Below are 15,975 nucleotides of genomic sequence, written 5' to 3' on the forward strand. Positions count from 1 at the left end.
GGAGCCGTGGGGGGTCGGGGGGCGTCCAAGGGGTATGACGAGATTTCGAGGTGTGTGGGTGGCGGTCGTGCCGGTGGTTCTGCTCACGGCTGCCTGCGCGGGACAGGACGGGGCGGGCGTGGCACCCGATGCGGCCCCTCTCACTCTTCCCGCCGACGTGGCGGTCCTGCGGATCGACCAGACGGGCGGCTTCGTGCGACCCGAGACGAACGTGACCCGGCTGCCGTCCGTCAGCGTCTACAGCGACGGACGGGTGATCACGCAGGGGCCGACCATCCTGAGCTATCCCGGCCCGGCGCTGCCCAACCTCCAGGTCCGCACGGTCAGCGCGGCCGAGGTGACCAGGCTGGTCGAGCAGGCCCGCGCGGCCGGGGTGGGCAGCCCCGTCGACGTGGGTACCCCGACGATCACCGACGTGACCACCACCCGGTTCACCATCCGGGAAACGGTCGGCAGCGAGCAGTTGGAGGTCTACGCCCTGGGCGAGGCCACCGGTCCCGAGGCCGGCCTGACCCCCGCCCAGCAGGCAGCCCGGGAGAAACTGCGGACCTTCGCCGACAAGCTGACCGACCCGGGGAACGCGGCGACGCAGTCGTACCAGCCGACGGCGATCGCAGCGGTGGCCGCGCCCTGGGTGGCCACGCCGGAGACCGCGAAGCAGCCCAGGGTGGCCTGGCCCGGTCCGGCGCTGCCCGGTGCCAGCCTCGGCGCGGGGCTCGACCTGGGGTGTGTGACGGTCACCGGTGACGCCGTGAAGCAGCTGATCGACGCGGCCGGCAGGGCCAACGCGGCGACGGCGTGGACCTCCGGCGGGAAGCCCTGGGCGGTCACCCTGCGCCCGCTGCTGCCCGACGAGACCGACTGCGCCAGCCTCTCCGCCGGCCGCTGACGCCGGTGGGGAACCCCGGGCCGCCGATGCGCCGGCGCTGGCCGCCGCCGGGCCGGCCAGCGCGGTCGACGCCGTGGGCAACGCCCGGCCGCCATGGTGTCTGCGGTCTCGCGGCACGGCCGCAGGCACCTTCCTCGTCGGCTGCTCAGGGCATCGGCCCGGCAGACGGGTAGGGGCGGCTCAGGAGCCGAGCCGGTCGCTGAATGCTTTGCACCGTGCCTTCCAGTCCGACTCGTCGGTGCCGCCGAGGCACCGGATGAGCAGGGCACGGACCTCCGCCGTGAGCCGGAGCCGACGAATGTCGGCCTCGTGCTGTTCCAGCGCCGTGGCCAGCCGCCGTCGCGAGCCGACCTCGGACAGGTCCAGCTCGGCCAACGCCTGGACCGCCCCCGCCAGGTCCAACGACAGGAGCGACGGGATGAGCCGACGGGCGAGGCCGACATCATCGGAGCTGTTGGCGACCCGGACGCACTGTTCGAGGAAGTCCGGCTCGGCCGGACGCGGCGTGTAGAGGTCGGGCAGCAGTTGCAGAGTCAACCGCTGGACGCCCTGTTCGGTACTTCCCAACAGGCTCAACACCGTCTCCTCGTCGGCTGCCCGACGTTCGGCGAGTGCGCGTACCGCCTGCTTGCGCAGGCCCTTCTCCTCGACCTCGTCGATCGCGATCGTCGCCGCCACGGCCAGGTCGGCAGAGGTGAGGCGAGCCGGATCGCCGAACATCCGCGCGGCGAGGCTGCGCAGGTTCCGCTCTTCGAGACGGTTCAGCGAGAGTCCGAACAACGTGGCCAGTTGTCGTCGCAACTCCTCGCCGAACAGGTCGTAGGAGAATGGGATCACCGTGAACTGCCTGTCGCCCTCCAACTCTCGGATGATCTCCACGAGGCGCTTCTCGTTGGGGTTCGTCAGGGTCGAGAGGTCGGCGACGCTCTTCCTGAGCGTCAGATACGCCTTGTAGGTGTCCTCCAGACAGAAGACCAGGAACGGCTTGCCGGCCAGCAGCGCGGTGCGCAGTTCCGTCTCCCAGGTGATGGAGCCGTACTTCTCGACGATGACGAAGACGCACAGGTCCGCGTTCTGCACGGTGGAACGGGAGTTGCCCGCCCAGCTCGCCCCGGCCATGTTCAGATGGAGGACACGGCCGGACTGGTAGTGCCAGGGCTCTGCGCCGTAGTCGCTGACGATCCTGACGAACTGGCCTTTGATCCGGTCGGTGTCGGATGCACCGCAGAGCATTATTTGCAGCACGGCAGTCCTCTTGTCGGATCTCTCGGGAACCGGCGGGTTCCTACGCTCGGGCGGCCGGCTCGGGCACCGCCGGACCGCCGAGGCACCGCAAATCTTCAAAAAATCTATACGGGTGTGTCAATGACAGGAACTCGACAGTGTGCTGGCGGGGTGGCGGCGGTTTCCCGCGCCGGGCTGCGACCGGTGGCCCGCGGCTGATCACCGGGACTTGTTTCCATAGGCAACCATCACTACATTGGGTTCGGGTGCCGCTGGGTTGCCGGGCGGCTGTTTGGCCTGAGCCGGGCTGTTGTCCACGCGCCGACACGGCGCGTCGACGCGCGAGCGACGTCACTGCTCCCGCGCCGTCGGTCCACACCGACGGCCAGCCGGAAGGACCCCTGTGAGGATCTCCCGTACCCGTATCACCGCCGTCGTGGCCGCCACCGCCACGGTGGCCGCGGCCGTCACCACCGTGCTCGCCGGCACCGCCTCGGCGGCCCAGGGCTGCCGGATCGACTACCAGCCCAACGAGTGGAGCGGCGGCTTCACCGCCAACGTCCGGGTCTCCCCGGGCGACACCGCCCTGAGCGGTTGGACCGTCACCTGGTCCTACCCGGGCGGGCAGCGGATCACCGGTGGCTGGAACGCCACGGTCAGCCAGGCCGGCACGACGGTCACCGCCCGCAACGCCGCCTGGAACGGCAGCGTCCCGGCCGGTGGTTCCACCGAGTTCGGCGTCCAGGGCACCAGCACCTCGGGCTCCGCCGCGCCGACCGGGTTCACGCTCAACGGCGTACCGTGCAACGGCGCTCCGCCGCCGACCACCACGCCTCCGCCCACCACGCCGCCGCCCACGACCCCGCCGCCCACGACGCCTCCGCCCACGACCCCGCCGCCGACCACGCCTCCGCCGACCACGCCTCCGCCCACCACCCCGCCCCCCACGACCCCGCCGCCGACCACGCCGCCGCCGGCCGGGTGTGCCGGTGCGGTGCTCTGTGACGGCTTCGAGAACCAGACCGGCTCGACGCCGTCCGGCGACTGGAGCGTGGTCAACCCGGACTGCTCCGGGACGGGACGGGCCTCGGTGGACACGGCGACCACGCACAGCGGCAGCCGCTCGCTGCGCATCGACGGCGCGCAGGGCTACTGCAACCACGTCTTCGTGCGCTCCACCAAGGATCTCAGCGCGGTCGGCACCGTCCGGTACGGCCGGATCTGGCTGCGCCACACCACCGCCCTGCCGACCCAGCACGTCACCATGATGGCGATGACCGACGCCGCCGACGGCAACAAGGACCTGCGGATGGGCGGCCAGAACGCCGCGTTGCAGTGGAACCGGGCCTCCGACGACGCGACCCTGCCCGAGCAGAGCCCGTCCGGGGTGGCGCTGAGCGTGCCGCTGCCCACCGGCCGGTGGACGTGCCTGGAATTCATGGTCGACGGCAACCAGGGGCAGTTGCGCACCTGGCTGGACGGGGTCGCCGTCACCGGGCTGACCGCCGACGGGACGCCCACCCACGACATCGACAGCCAGTGGTACAACCGCACCTGGCGTCCCCGGCTGACCGACCTGAAGCTGGGTTGGGAAAGCTACGGCGAGGGCGCGGACACCCTCTGGTACGACGACGTCGCCCTGGGGGCCAGCCGGATCGGCTGCTGACCCGACCGGGACCGGGTGGCCGACCGGGCCGCCCGGTCCCGCGTGCACCGGGCATTTCAGCCGGCGGTGGCGTGCCGATCATGGTGCGTTCATCCACGGTTGCCAGGCTGACCTCTGGTCGGCGGGGCTCGCCTCCCGCCAGAATGTGGCTGATCGGGACAACCATTTCGATCGATGCATTCCTGTCGGCCCCCGCGACCCGGAGGACCCGTTGAGCACTCCCGCGAACCCCGTCACCCCCGCCACCGCTCCGACCCCGCGCCCCCGGGCCCGCCGCGTCCCGGGCATCCTCGCGCTGCTGACCGCCCTGGTCGCCACGCTGCTCGTCGGACCGTCCGTGGTGACTCCGAGGCTGACCGACTCCGCGTCGGCGGCGGTCTACGGCTCCTGCACGATGTCCCGCTGCGCGGACGCCCGTACCGCCCGCTCCGGGTGGTCGGCCAAGGGATTCCCGACCAGCCGGGGCTGGTACAGCTGGAGCGGTGGCCTGTCGAACTTCGCCGGCGGCCAGTTCTACAACTACGAGGGGCAGCTGCCCGCCGGTGCCACCTACTACGAGTACGACGTCTACCCGCGGGTCTCCGGCGCGGCGCGCGACGCGTACCGCATCGTGGTGAACAAGAGCAGCGGGGCGACCTGGTTCTCTCCCGACCACTACGCGAACTTCTACCGGATCTGACCGAGGACCACCCGGGGCGGGCCGGTCCGCCGGCCCGCCCCGTCGAGCAGGAGGATGCACCATGACCGGACAGCGCCAGCCGGGCTGGCTACGGGTGACCGACGAGGCCCGGCCGTCGGGGCATCCGACGCCGTCGGTCACCGTGGCCGGGGCGGCGGCCCGTACCCGCCCCGCGCTGTTCGACGCGCTCGCCGACGTGCTCGACCTGCCCGGCTACTTCGGTCGTACCTGGGATGCGCTCGCCGACGTGCTGGCCGACCGGCTCGACGCCGGACCGCTCACCCTGGAGGTGACCGACGCCGGCCTGCTGCTGGCCGACGAGCCGCCCGGTCAGCTCGGGACGCTGCTCGACGTGGTCGGCGGGGTGTCGGCCGGTGCCCGGGAGCCGGTCTGTCTGCTGCTGCGTGACACCCCGCAGCGACTGCCCGAGCTGCGGCACCGGCTGCACGCCGTCCTCGGTGGCGGCGGGGTGGCCGTCCCACCCGGCGGCGCGGTGCGCTGAGCGTCCGTGCCGCCACCCGGCCCGCCGTCGCGTCCACCCGTCGTCGCGGCCCCGCCCCCGGCCCGGCGTCACCGGTCCACCGTCGCGACGGGGCGGGGTCAGTTGGGCTGGTCGAGGATTGCGCTGAACCGCTCCTCGGCCAGGTCGAGCTGGGCGAAGATGTGCCGTTTCACCGGTGCCGACAGCGGGGTGTCCGGCCTGGCGATCAGCTCCCGGTAGACCGGCACCAGCGGCCGGTACTTCGCCGCCGAGCGGGCCACCTTCGGTCCGACGGCGTAGACCACGCCCACCCCGTTGTCGGTGAAGTCGGAGATCTTGATGACCCGGGCCCAGGGTTCCCGGTCCAGGCTGGCCGCCACGTGCTCGCGGTACTGCACGTGCGGGTCCCGCTCCGGGTCGTACACCGGGTTGGTGACCGCGGCGACCAGCCGGGCCACCCGGTCGCCGAACCGGCCGGCCAGCGCGGCCAGCGCCGCCGCCGTCGGGTCGGCCGCGCCCGCGCCGGCCAGTTCGCCCGGGTGGTCCTCCACCGCGTCGTGCAGCAGTCCGGCGACGATCACGTCAGGGTCGCGCACCTGGTAGTGGTGCATCATCCGGATCGCCACCCGCAGCAGGTGGTTGAGGTACGGCTCGCGGGACCGCCGGTCGTCGCGGTGCAGCTCGGCGGCCAGGTCGAGGGCTTCGACCAGCCGCTCCCGGTCGGCCGTGGCGAAGGCCGGCAACTCCAGCCGGAACCGGGCCAGCAGGCCCGGTTCGCCGTGCAGCTCGGTGATCGCGTGCATCGGCATGGTGGCGAGGTACGGCGGGAACTCCATCGCCTACTTATAGCCGATCTTCACTGTCGGTCCGACCCCGTCGTCGGGCATGTGACGGCCTCATTGCCGGCCGGAAAGGTGCTTGACCAGGCGAACTGTCGTCCCGTCAGGGCCGCCGTCGAGCTGTGCCTCGTCCATCAAGCGGGTCATGATCAGTCGTCCCCGGCCCCGATCGCGTCCCTGCGACGGGCCCGCGCGCCAGCCGCCGGCGTCGTGGATCTCGACCTCCAGCCGCCCGGCGCGCAGCCGGGCCGACACCGTGACGCTCGTCCCGGGCGCGAACCGGCAGCCGTGCTCGATGGCGTTGGCGCACGCCTCCCCGACGGCGATCAGCACCACCTCCACGTCGGCCTCGTCGACCCCGGCCCCGGTGAGCCACGCCCGCAGCGCCTCGCGGGCGGGGGAGAGCTGGGCCGGATCGGCGGCCAGTGTCGTCCGGAACGCCGACGGCGCGCCGTCGGCGGTGATACCGGCCGACGCTGCCGGGTCGACATGCGGTGCCGGGCCGGCCGCCGGATCGGGCCGGTCCGCCCCGACGTCGCGTCCACCGGCCACCCGGGTCCACCTCCCGCTGATCATCGTCGCCCGGGGTCGGCAGCCCGACCGTACCCGGCCATTCTCCCTGTCCCGGCCCGCCGCCGGGCACCGCCCCTGGGCGCAACGCCCGGCGGCGGGGCTAGGAGGCCAGCCGCTCGCCGGGGCCGGGCACGACGAGCCCGGTGTCGGACTGGTTGATCTCCGACCAGACGGCGTCGAGGGAGAGGCCGAGGACGTCGGCGAGCACCGCGATGGTCGGGAACGCGGGGGTGGCCACCCGGCCGGACTCGATCTTCCGCAGGGTCTCCGGTGACAGCCCGGCGGCCAGCGCGGTGCCGAGCATCGACCGTTGTCCCCGGGCGCGACGCAGCAGGGCGCCGAGGCGTCGCCCGCGGGCGACCTCTGCGGGGGTGAGCGGCAGCCTGACCATGGCTGCGATTCTAGTACCGGGATAACATGGCCGGGATAATTATTGGTGGTCCACGGAAGGCGCCGCATGATCGAGATCCTGAGCCCCACCGACGTGCGGCGCGCACGGGACACCGGCGCGCTGGTCGCCGAGATCCTCCAGACACTCAGGAGCCGCAGCGTGGTCGGCACCAACCTGCTGGAGATCGACGCCTGGGCGCAGCGCATGATCGTCGACGCCGGGGCGACGTCCTGCTACGTCGACTATGCGCCGTCCTTCGGCCGCGGACCCTTCGGCCACTACATCTGCACCTCGGTCAACGACGCGGTGTTGCACGGGCTGCCGTACGACTACCAGCTCGCCGACGGCGACCTGCTCTCCCTCGACCTCGCCGTCTCCCTCGGCGGGGTGGTCGCCGACTCGGCGATCAGCTTCCTGGTGGGCGACATCCGCCCCCCGGAGAGCGTCGCGCTGATCGACGCCACCGAGCGGGCGCTGCGCGCCGGGATCGCCGCCGCCGGCCCCGGCGCACGCGTCGGTGACCTCTCGCACGCCATCGGCACGGTCCTGCACGCGGCGGGATACCCGGTCAACACCGAGTTCGGCGGGCACGGCGTCGGGTCGACCATGCACCAGGACCCGCACGTGTCGAACTCCGGCCGGCCCGGTCGCGGCTACCGGCTGCGTCCCGGGCTGCTGCTGGCCCTGGAACCCTGGATCATGGCCGACACCGCCACCCTCGTCACCGACGCCGACGGCTGGACGCTGCGCAGCGCCACCGGCTGCCGCACGGCACACAGCGAACACACCATCGCCATCACCCCCGAGGGCGCGGAGGTGCTCACCCTGCCGAGGTGACCCCGGTCGGACCGCGCCGACGGACGGCGCGGCCCGACGCAGGCTGCTCACAACGGCAGTCGGCCGGCCCCGACGAACGGCCCCACCACCAGCGGCACCAGCGGCGCGGGCACCGGCTGCGCCGCGCGCAGGGTCGGCGTCCACCCGGCGTCGCCGCCCAGGTCCGGGTCGTGGGTCGCGTTGTACGCGGCCACCAGGTCGACCGGACGGGGCAGCGCGCCGTGTGCGTCCACCCAGTTGCCCCGGGTGGTGACGGCGGTGCCACCCCAGTCGTAGAGCAGGCCGTCGGGGGCGATGCCGGCACCGAGGGTGAAGAAGTTGTTCTCCACGTACGCGGCGGACTGCACGCCCACCCCGATCGCGTACACGAAGTCGTCGCCGGCCAGCCGGTACCAGTTGTTGTAGACGTCGACCTGACCGAAGCGGACCCGGGGCAGCCGCTGGAGCACCCGGTCGAACAGGTTGTGGTGCAGCGTCACCTTCAACCTGCCGACGTCCGGCCCGACGGTGTTGGACGAGCCGATCAGCATCAGCTTGTCCCGCCCGGAGAACCGGTTGTACGAGGCGGTCACCAGGCTGGCCGTGTGGGTGACGTCCAACGACCCGTCGTGCACCTGGTAGGGCCGGCCGAAGTACACCGGCTGGGCGCTGTCCGGGTTGTCGCCGTCGGTGAAGGTGTTGTGGTCGACCCAGACGTGCTCGCTGCGGCGTACCGAGATCTGGTCGTACTGGGAGTTCCAGTTGCCGGTCGCGCCGTCGGTGGGGGACCAGGCCGGGAAGCAGTCCCGGGCGTCGTCGAAGGTCAGGTTGCGGACGATCACGTTGCTCGCCCCGTCGATCATCAGGGTCAGCCCGGTGAGGACCGCCCCGCGCCGCCCCACGATGGTGGTGTTGGGGCCGACGTTGATCTGCGTCTGCCGGGTCTGGTTGGCCACCGACCGCACCCGGGCCGCCTCCAACGCCCCGGTCGGCGGCACCATCCCCCACACCGCCGGGTCGTACGCGGCCAGGTAGGCGGGCAGGCTGTACTCCGGGTCGGCCAGGTCGGCGCAGCCGAGCAGGTGACCGTCGTCGGCGGCGAACCCGTCGACGGTGCCGTCGACGACGATCACCTTCGGGGTGGCGTTGCTCTTGTTGGTGGCGTTGTCGCCGCCCAGCGCCCGGACCAGGTCGGCCCGGCTGCGCACCAGGTGGACCTGATCCGGGGCGGCCGTCGCGCCGCCGGTGGTGCCGGGGCCCTCGGCCGCCCAGCCGTCGCCGGCCGGCAGGGTCTGCCTGGCGATCCGTTCGACCGCCCGGGGTGGCCCGTCGGGTGGCGCGGCGGACGCGGCGGTCCCCGAACTCAGCAGGAGGGTGAGGGCGACCAGGGCCGCCCCGGTGGTGCGTGGACGCATGGGACTCTCCCGAAGGGTGGTGGTGGGTGGCGGGTCAGTCGTCCTGGGCCGCCAGGGGGATACGCGCCGGCGGCACCGCCCACGGCACCGCCAGTTCCGACAGCAGCGCCCCCTGCCCGGCGGCCCGGCGCAGCGCCGCGTTGATCCCGGGCACCGTCACCACCCGTTCCGGCCCGCTGCCGGTGACCGTGACCAGGTCACCGTCGAGCAGGGTCGGCTCGGGGGCGCGTTGCACCTGTTCCAGCACGGCGGTGAACGGCGCGGTGCGGGCCAGCGGGGCGATCAGCGGGGTGCCGGTCGGGTCGGCGCGGTGGGCGAGCAGGTTCTCCAGCAGCCCCCGCCGCCCCGGCACCTGCCGGGGGTGCGGGTCGCCGGGCAGCAGCAGCCGGTCGGTGGGGTACTCCAGCACCGCCCGCCCGGCGGTGCCGGTCACGATCACCTCACCGGCGACGAAGTCCTCCCCGGCCAGGGTCACCGCCGCCACGATCGGCGGCCCGTCCGGGGTGACGATGCGCAGGGTGGCCGTGTCGTCCACCTCGATCGGCCGGACCCGGTAGCGCTCCAGCTCGATGCGGGACGGCCGGACCGGCCTGCCGGTCACCGTCTGGGCGACCGCCAGGCACTGCATCACCGCGTGCGCCAGCGGATTGGCCAGCGCCCCGTCGAGCACCGGCCGGCCGTGCAGGCTGCGCCGGCCGGCCCACGGCGAGCGGGCGTAGTAGCCGTCGGGGCGTTGCCAGCAGGCGACCGTGCCGATGCCGGTGACGGTGCCCAGCCGGCCCTGCCCGAGGGCGGCCGACAGCTGCGCCAGCGCCATCGAGCCGAGCGCCTGGAAGCCGACCTGGCAGGCCCGGCCGGTCGCGGCCAGCTCCCCGGCCAGCGTGCGGTGTTCGGCGGTGGACAGCACCGGCGGCTTCTCCAGCAGCAGGTCCGCGTCGGCGGCGAGCACGTCCAGGGCGATCGGCAGGTGGGTGTGCGGCGGGGTGCAGACGATCACCACGTCGGGGCGGGCGGCGGTGAGCATCTCCCGGTGGTCGGTGTGCACCGTGGTTCCGGGCGGCACCGGCGCGGCCGGCTCGTCCTCGATCGGCCGCACGTCCACCAGCGCCACCAGCCGCAGCCGTCCCGCCGCGTGCAGCGGGGCGACACTGCGCCGGTGCCAGCGGCCGTGGCCGTTCGCGCCGACGATCGCCACCCGGGGCACGGCCGTCGCGTCGGGCCCGGCCGGGCTGGCCGACGGGGCCCCGGTCGGGGTGGCCGGCATGCCCTGGGCGGCGGGCCCGTCGACGGCGGCCGGCGGCACCGGGGCGGTCACGCCGCACCGGCCAGGACCGCCGCCACCGGGTGGGTACGCAACGCGCCCAACCAACCGGCGACGTCGGCGCGGAACCCGTCGTCGTCGGCGAGCACGGCCGGGAAGACCTCGGACAGGGCGAAGACCGCCCCGACCGTGCCGGCGGGGGTGCCGTCGGCGGCGGCGAGCGCGGCGGTGATCCGCCCGGCCAGCGGGTCGTCCAGCGGCAGCACCGTGCCGTCGTCGGCCCGCCCGTCGAGGAACCGCAGCCAGGCTGCCACGACCAGCGCCGACCAGTACGCCGGCCGGCCCTGGGCGCGCAGGTCGGCGGCGGTGTGCAGGACCCGCTGCGGCAGCTTCTGCGAGCCGTCCATGGCCACCTGGAGGGTGCGGTGCCGGATCGCCGGGTTGGCGAACCGGGCCAGCACCTCGTCGCCGTAGTCGGTGACCCGTACCCCCTCGGGTGGGGTGAAGCTTTCGGCCACGTCGTCGGCGACGAACCGGCGCAGCACGTCGGTCAGGCCGGGCAGCGCCAGCGCGTCCGCGATCGTCTCGTGGCCGGCCACCGCCCCCAGGTAGGCCACCGCCGAGTGGACGCCGTTGAGGCCGCGCAGCTTCAGCCGCTCCCACGGGCCGGCGTCGGTGGTGAGCACCGCGCCGGCCTGCTCCCACCGGGGCCGGCCGCCGGGGAAGTCGTCCTCGACGACCCACTTCAGGTACGGCTCGGCGGCCACCGCCGCCAGGTCGGTGACCCCCAGCGCGGCGCGGGCCACCGCCAGCGTCGCGTCGGTGCTGGCCGGAACGATCCGGTCCACCATCGTGCCGGGGAAGCTGACCTGCCCGGCGAGGGCGTCCTGGACGGCGTCCGGGACCCCGGCCAGGGCGAGTGACTGCTGCACCAGGCCGCGCAGCCGACGCCCGTTGGACGGCAGGTTGTCGCAGCTGACCAGCGCGATCGGCCCCGCCTGGGCGGTGGCGCGGGCGAGCAGACCACGGACCAGCAGACCGGGCACGGTGACCGGGGGCCGGTCGGTGGTCAGGTCGAGGGTCAGCTCGTCGTCGGCGCGCAACGCGCCGGAGACCGGGTCGAGCCGGTACGCCTTCTCGGTCACCGTCAGCGTCACCACCCGGATCGCCGGGTCGGCGAGCAACGCGACCACCGCCGCCGGGTCGCTGGCGGCGTGCCGGACCCCGGCCAGCGCGCCGACCACCCGGGTGGCCGACCGGTCGGCGGCCAGCGTGGTGACGCTGAACAGGGCGTCCTGCGCGGCGAGCGCCTCGACCAGCGTGGTGCTGCGCGGGGCGACGCCGACGATGCCCCAGTCACCGCCGGCCGCGTCGATCGCCGCCTCGGTGCAGACCGCCTGGTGGGCCCGGTGGAACGCGCCGAGTCCCAGGTGGACGATGCCGGCCGGCACGGTGCCCGGCCGGACCAGCGGTCGGCTCTGCTCGGGCAGCCGGTGCAGGGTGGCCAGGCCCAGCCGGTCGGTGTCCACGGTCACCGCCACACCGGGCCGTCCGGGAAGCGGAACCGCGCGACCGACTCGGGGCGCATGGTGGCGCTGTAGCCGGGGGCGGTGGGCAGCAGGTACCGGCCGCCCCGGGTGCGGACCGGGTCGACGAAGTGCTCGTGCAGGTGGTCGACGTACTCGACCATCCGTCCGTCCAGGCTGGTGCCGACCCGCAGGTAGTCGAAGATCGCCAGGTGCTGTACGTACTCGCAGAGGCCGACACCGCCGGCGTGCGGGCAGACCGGCACCCCGAACTTCGCCGCCAGCAGGATCTCGGCCAGCACCTCGTTGACCCCGGCGACCCGGCAGGCGTCGATCTGCATCACGCCGATCGCCTCGGCCTGGAGCAGCTGCTTGAAGATCACCCGGTTGGCGGCCACCTCGCCGGTGGCGACCCGGCACCGGCCGTCGGTCAGCCCGGTCACCGCGCGGGCGATCCGGGCGTGGCCGAGGATGTCGTCGGCGTGCGTCGGCTCCTCGATCCAGTACGGGTCGACCTCGGCCAGCGCGGTCATGTTGGTGATCGCCTCGTCGACGTCCCAGACCTGGTTGGCGTCCATCATCAGCAGCGCGTCCGGGCCGATCTCGGCCCGGATGATCCTTGCCCGGCGCAGGTCGTCGGCGGGCGGGCCGCCGACCTTCATCTTCATCGCCCGCCACCCCTGGGCGTACGCCTCGCGGGTCAGCGCCCGCACCTTGTCGTCCGGATACCCCAGCCACCCCACCGACGTGGTGTACGACGGGAAACCGTCCTGCTCCAGCACGGCGAGCCGCTCCGCCGCCCCGACCAGCCCCTTGTCGAGCAGGGTGGCCGCCTCGTCGGGGGTGAGCGCGTCGGTGATGTGGTGGAAGTCGATGTTGGCGACCAGCTCGTCGGTGGACAGCTCGGCGAGGTAGCGCCACATCGGCTTGCCGGCGAGCTTGGCCCGTAGGTCCCAGACCGCGTTGACCAGCGCGCCGGCGGCCATGTGGATGACCCCCTTCTCCGGCCCCAGCCAGCGCAGCTGCACGTCGGCGGTGAGCGACCGCCAGAACGCCACCGGTTCGGCGGCGATCTCGGCGACGGTGCGTCCCCGGACGTGGTGGGCGAGGGCCTCGATCGCCGCGCAGGTGATCTCGTTGCCCCGGCCGTTGGTGAAGGTGAACCCGGCGCCCGTCGGCCCGTCGTCGGTGCGCAGCTCGACGTAGCTGGCCGAGTAGTCACCCCGGTTGATCGCGTCGGAGCCGTCGCCGGCCGCCGCCGTCGGGAACCGGACGTCGTGCACGTCGACGTCGGTGATCCTGGTGCTCATGCGGACTCCCCGAACTTGAAGACCTTCTTGGGCAACCGGTACGCCAGGTCGACGACCGTCTCGGCGGCCTCGTCCTCGCTCAGCCGGTGCTCGGCGACGAGGCGGGCCAGGAAACCGGCGTCGATCCGGCGGGCCACGTCGTGGCGGACCGGGATGGAGCAGAACGCGCGGGTGTCGTCGACGAACCCGGCGGTGTTGTAGAACCCGGCGGACTCGGTGACCGCCTCCCGGAACCGGCGCAGCACCTCCGGGGAGTCCAGGAACCACCAGGGTGCGCCGAGGTAGAGGGCGGCGTAGCCGCCGGCCAGCGGGGCCAGCTCCCGGGTGAACGTGTACTCGTCGAGGGTGTAGAGCACCACCCGCAGGCGCGGGTCGTTGCCGTACGCGTCGAGCAGCGGGGCCAGCGCGTGCACGTACTCGGTGGCGTGCGGGACGTCCCCGCCGACGTCGCGGCCGTGGGTGGCGTACAGCTTGCGGTTGTGGTTGCGCACGGCGCCGGGGTGCAGTTGCAGCACCAGCCCGTCGTCGAGCGACATCCGGGCGAACTCCACCAGCATGTGCGCCCGGAACGCCTCGGCGTCGGCGGCGTCGGCCAGGCCGCGCCGGCCCCGGTCGTAGAGCCGCGCGGCCTCGTCGGCGTCGAGCATGAGCGTCCGGGCGGTGGGGTGGCCGTGGTCGGAGGAGGTCGCGCCGGCCGCGACGAACGCCGCCCGACGGGCCCGCAGCGCGTCCAGGTAGCCGGCGTACGTGCCGGTGTCCACGCCGGCCACCTCGCCGAGCCGGGCCACGTTGTCGGCCCAGCCGTCGAACTCCATGTCCACGACGTTGTCGGGGCGGAACGTGGTGACCACCCGGCCGCCCGGACCGCCCCAGCCGTCGGCGGCGAGCTTGGCGTGCGCGGCGAGGTCGTCCAGCGGGGACTCGGTGGTGGCGAGCACCTCGATGCGGAACCGGGTGAACAGCGCCCGGGGCCGGAACTGCGGCTCGGCGAGCCGGGCGGCCAGCGCGTCGTAGACGGTGTCGGCGGTGGCCGGGCTGAGCGCGGTGTCCACCCCGAACACGTCGGTGAAGGTGCGTTCCAGCCACAGCCGCGACGGGGTGCCCCGGAACAGGTGCCAGTGGTCGGCGAAGCGCCGCCAGATGGTCCGGCCGTCGGTCTCCACCGGGCTGCCGTCGACGCTGGGCACCCCCAGCTCGGCCGGCGGCACCCCCTGGCTGAGCAGCATCCGGGTGAGGTAGTGGTCGGGCACGATCAGCAGCCGGGCCGGGTCCGGGAAGGGGCGGTCCTCGGCCAGCAGCGCCGGGTCGACGTGCCCGTGCGGCGAGATGATCGGCTGCGGGCCGGCGAGGGCGTACAGCTCGCGGGCGATGGCCCGGATGCCCGGGTCGGTCGGCAGGAGCAGGTCGGGAGAGGTCGGCACGTCGGGGGACTCCTCGGGTGCGGGCGGAGGGTCGGCGGTTCGGGGGGCGGGGCCGGCCCGGTCAGGGCAGGGTGAGCAGGTCGGCGACGCGGACCGGTGCGCCGGTGTCGAAGGAGCGGTTGGCGGCCAGCCCGGTGAGCAGGGCCAGTGCGCCGTCGCGGGCGGTGGCGGCCCGGCCCAGCGGGTCCGCCTCGCCGCCGAAGATCACCCGGGTCATCCGGACGTCCGCGCCGCCGTGGCCCTGCCGGGTGTAGCCCTCGACCGGGATCCGGCGGGGCGGGGCCCAGAACGGGCGCAGGGTGAGGGTGGCCGCGCCGTTCTCGGCGGCGGCCTCGTCGCCGTGCAGGGCGGCGCCCTTGAGCGCCCCGGCGGCGGCCGGGCTGACGAAGTCGCTCTCGGTGACCTCCAGTTCGAGCCGGCCCCGGCTGCCGTTGACCATCACCCGGTAGCCCTCCCAGGGGGCGTACGCGGTGAGGTGGTAGGTCATCGTCGCGCCGGTGGAGTAGCGGGCCAGCACCGCCATGTCGTCCTCGATGCTCACCCCGGGGGCGAAGACGTTCTGGTCGCGGTGGTAGCCGTCCTCGGCCTCGGCGTCGAGGTACAGCTCCCGCAGCCGGGGGTGGTCGGCCATCCGTAGGGCGAACGGGTCGTCGTCGGCGGCGGGGGAGTCGTGCGCCCGGTCGTAGTCGCGGGCGTAGCCGTGCCGGCGGCCCGCGTCGCCGTAGAAGAACAGCCGGCCGGCGGCGTACACCTCGACGGGGGTGGCGTCGAGCCACCAGTTGACCAGGTCGAAGTGGTGGCTGGCCTTGTGCACCATCAGCCCGCCGGAGCTGGCCTTGTCCCGGTGCCAGCGGCGGAAGTAGTCCGCGCCGTGCCGTACGTCGAGCAGCCACTCGAAGTGCACCGAGCCGATCTCGCCGACCGCGCCGTCGGCGAGCAGCCTTCTGACCTGCTCGTGCAGCGGGTTGTAGCGGTAGTTGAAGGCGACGGTGACCTGCCGGCCGGTCTCGGCGACCGCGTCGAGGATGCGCCGGCAGCGGGCCGCGTCGACGGTCATCGGTTTCTCGGTGACCACGTCGCAACCGGCGCGCAGGGCCGCCACGATGTACTCGTCGTGGGTGACGTCCACGCTGGTCACCAGCACCACGTCGACGCGTTCCTTGGCGAGCATGGCGGTGAAGTCGGCGGCCGGGTACGTCGGCACGGCCGGCTGGCCCAGCTCGGTCAGCCACCGGTTGTGGGCGTCCATCCGGGTCTGGTTGACGTCGGCGAAGGCGACCAGCTCGGCGGTGTCGGCGTGCGCGGTGACCAGGGCCCGGACGAACATCTCCGCCCGCGCCCCGGTGCCGACGAGGGCGTGCCGTCGACGCGGCGTGGCTGGTGGTGACATCCGTGGACCTCCCGTTTGCTGCAAAGGTTTGCAGTGAAGAAACCACGCGGATGAAGAGCACGTCAACGATCGATGCCAATCCCGTGGCATAGAT

15 protein-coding genes are annotated in these 15,975 nt (G+C 73.6%); 5 read left to right on the plus strand and 10 right to left on the minus strand.

Features of this window, described 5'->3' with window-relative positions; genetic code table 11:
• Positions 1-34: 34 nt before the first annotated feature.
• The gene (locus JQN84_RS22685) at positions 35-889 is read left to right on the plus strand and encodes a hypothetical protein (protein ID WP_204960542.1); all 855 of its coding nucleotides are present in this window, start codon (positions 35-37) and stop codon (positions 887-889) included.
• 180 nt (positions 890-1,069) lie between these two features.
• On the opposite strand, the gene JQN84_RS22690 is transcribed toward JQN84_RS22685, so the two are convergent.
• On the minus strand, positions 1,070-2,122 hold the full coding sequence (locus JQN84_RS22690) for a hypothetical protein (protein ID WP_204960543.1): 1,053 nt from the start codon (positions 2,120-2,122) through the stop codon (positions 1,070-1,072).
• Between the two features lie 394 nt (positions 2,123-2,516).
• Here JQN84_RS22690 and JQN84_RS22695 point away from each other — a divergent pair, with 394 nt between their 5' ends.
• The 3 genes from JQN84_RS22695 (at position 2,517) to JQN84_RS22705 (ending at position 4,960) form a co-directional block, all read left to right on the plus strand.
• Positions 2,517-3,779, plus strand: a complete 1,263-nt coding sequence (locus JQN84_RS22695) for a cellulose-binding domain-containing protein (RefSeq protein WP_307821397.1) — start codon at positions 2,517-2,519, stop codon at positions 3,777-3,779.
• 286 nt (positions 3,780-4,065) lie between these two features.
• On the plus strand, positions 4,066-4,458 hold the full coding sequence (locus JQN84_RS22700) for a ribonuclease domain-containing protein (RefSeq protein WP_204960751.1): 393 nt from the start codon (positions 4,066-4,068) through the stop codon (positions 4,456-4,458).
• A gap of 61 nt (positions 4,459-4,519) precedes the next feature.
• Positions 4,520-4,960, plus strand: coding sequence for a barstar family protein (locus JQN84_RS22705; RefSeq protein WP_204960544.1), 441 nt, complete (start codon positions 4,520-4,522; stop codon positions 4,958-4,960).
• Between the two features lie 98 nt (positions 4,961-5,058).
• On the opposite strand, the gene JQN84_RS22710 is transcribed toward JQN84_RS22705, so the two are convergent.
• The 3 genes from JQN84_RS22710 to JQN84_RS22720 form a co-directional block, all read right to left on the minus strand.
• Positions 5,059-5,775 (minus strand): HD domain-containing protein, encoded by a 717-nt coding sequence (locus JQN84_RS22710; protein WP_204960545.1) that lies wholly within the window; start codon positions 5,773-5,775, stop codon positions 5,059-5,061.
• 60 nt (positions 5,776-5,835) lie between these two features.
• A complete protein-coding gene (locus JQN84_RS22715; protein ID WP_281897014.1) occupies positions 5,836-6,330 on the minus strand; it encodes an ATP-binding protein in 495 nt (164 codons plus the stop codon).
• Positions 6,331-6,451: 121 nt separating this feature from the next.
• The gene (locus tag JQN84_RS22720) at positions 6,452-6,742 is read right to left on the minus strand and encodes a helix-turn-helix domain-containing protein (RefSeq protein WP_204960547.1); all 291 of its coding nucleotides are present in this window, start codon (positions 6,740-6,742) and stop codon (positions 6,452-6,454) included.
• Between the two features lie 66 nt (positions 6,743-6,808).
• Between JQN84_RS22720 and map the strand changes: the two genes are divergently transcribed.
• On the plus strand, positions 6,809-7,579 hold the full coding sequence (gene map / locus JQN84_RS22725; RefSeq protein WP_204960548.1) for a type I methionyl aminopeptidase: 771 nt from the start codon (positions 6,809-6,811) through the stop codon (positions 7,577-7,579).
• 47 nt (positions 7,580-7,626) lie between these two features.
• On the opposite strand, the gene JQN84_RS22730 is transcribed toward map, so the two are convergent.
• The 6 genes from JQN84_RS22730 to JQN84_RS22755 all read right to left on the minus strand — a co-directional run bounded on the left by JQN84_RS22730 (position 7,627) and on the right by JQN84_RS22755 (position 15,881).
• On the minus strand, positions 7,627-8,973 hold the full coding sequence (locus tag JQN84_RS22730) for a pectate lyase family protein (protein WP_204960549.1): 1,347 nt from the start codon (positions 8,971-8,973) through the stop codon (positions 7,627-7,629).
• A gap of 34 nt (positions 8,974-9,007) precedes the next feature.
• Positions 9,008-10,288 (minus strand): Gfo/Idh/MocA family protein, encoded by a 1,281-nt coding sequence (locus JQN84_RS22735; RefSeq protein WP_307821398.1) that lies wholly within the window; start codon positions 10,286-10,288, stop codon positions 9,008-9,010.
• Complete coding sequence (locus JQN84_RS22740) at positions 10,285-11,775, minus strand: mannitol dehydrogenase family protein (RefSeq protein WP_372446008.1); 1,491 nt, start codon at positions 11,773-11,775, stop codon at positions 10,285-10,287. The genes JQN84_RS22735 and JQN84_RS22740 overlap by 4 nt, the downstream gene beginning before the upstream one ends.
• Positions 11,766-13,070 carry an enolase C-terminal domain-like protein gene (locus tag JQN84_RS22745; RefSeq protein ID WP_204960551.1) on the minus strand — a complete coding sequence of 435 codons (1,305 nt, stop codon included), beginning with the start codon at positions 13,068-13,070 and terminating at the stop codon, positions 11,766-11,768. The genes JQN84_RS22740 and JQN84_RS22745 overlap by 10 nt, the downstream gene beginning before the upstream one ends.
• On the minus strand, positions 13,067-14,491 hold the full coding sequence (uxaC, locus tag JQN84_RS22750; protein WP_204960552.1) for a glucuronate isomerase: 1,425 nt from the start codon (positions 14,489-14,491) through the stop codon (positions 13,067-13,069). The genes JQN84_RS22745 and uxaC overlap by 4 nt, the downstream gene beginning before the upstream one ends.
• A 61-nt stretch (positions 14,492-14,552) precedes the next feature.
• Complete coding sequence (locus tag JQN84_RS22755; protein WP_204960553.1) at positions 14,553-15,881, minus strand: Gfo/Idh/MocA family protein; 1,329 nt, start codon at positions 15,879-15,881, stop codon at positions 14,553-14,555.
• Between the last annotated feature and the right edge of the window lie 94 nt (positions 15,882-15,975).

This window comes from Micromonospora humidisoli (genome assembly GCF_016900955.1).
Classification (GTDB): Bacteria; Actinomycetota; Actinomycetes; order Mycobacteriales; family Micromonosporaceae; genus Micromonospora; species Micromonospora wenchangensis.

Excerpts from the sequence above, each read along its gene's own strand:
- JQN84_RS22685 (WP_204960542.1), top strand. The coding sequence starts at position 35 with ATGACGAGATTTCGAGGTGTGTGGGTGGCGGTCGTGCCGGTGGTTCTG.
- JQN84_RS22690 (WP_204960543.1), bottom strand. The coding sequence starts at position 2,122 with ATGCTCTGCGGTGCATCCGACACCGACCGGATCAAAGGCCAGTTCGTC.
- JQN84_RS22705 (WP_204960544.1), top strand. The coding sequence starts at position 4,520 with ATGACCGGACAGCGCCAGCCGGGCTGGCTACGGGTGACCGACGAGGCC.
- JQN84_RS22710 (WP_204960545.1), bottom strand. The coding sequence starts at position 5,775 with ATGGAGTTCCCGCCGTACCTCGCCACCATGCCGATGCACGCGATCACC.
- JQN84_RS22720 (WP_204960547.1), bottom strand. The coding sequence starts at position 6,742 with ATGGTCAGGCTGCCGCTCACCCCCGCAGAGGTCGCCCGCGGGCGACGC.
- map (WP_204960548.1), top strand. The coding sequence starts at position 6,809 with ATGATCGAGATCCTGAGCCCCACCGACGTGCGGCGCGCACGGGACACC.
- JQN84_RS22730 (WP_204960549.1), bottom strand. The coding sequence starts at position 8,973 with ATGCGTCCACGCACCACCGGGGCGGCCCTGGTCGCCCTCACCCTCCTG.
- JQN84_RS22745 (WP_204960551.1), bottom strand. The coding sequence starts at position 13,070 with ATGAGCACCAGGATCACCGACGTCGACGTGCACGACGTCCGGTTCCCG.
- JQN84_RS22755 (WP_204960553.1), bottom strand. The coding sequence starts at position 15,881 with ATGTCACCACCAGCCACGCCGCGTCGACGGCACGCCCTCGTCGGCACC.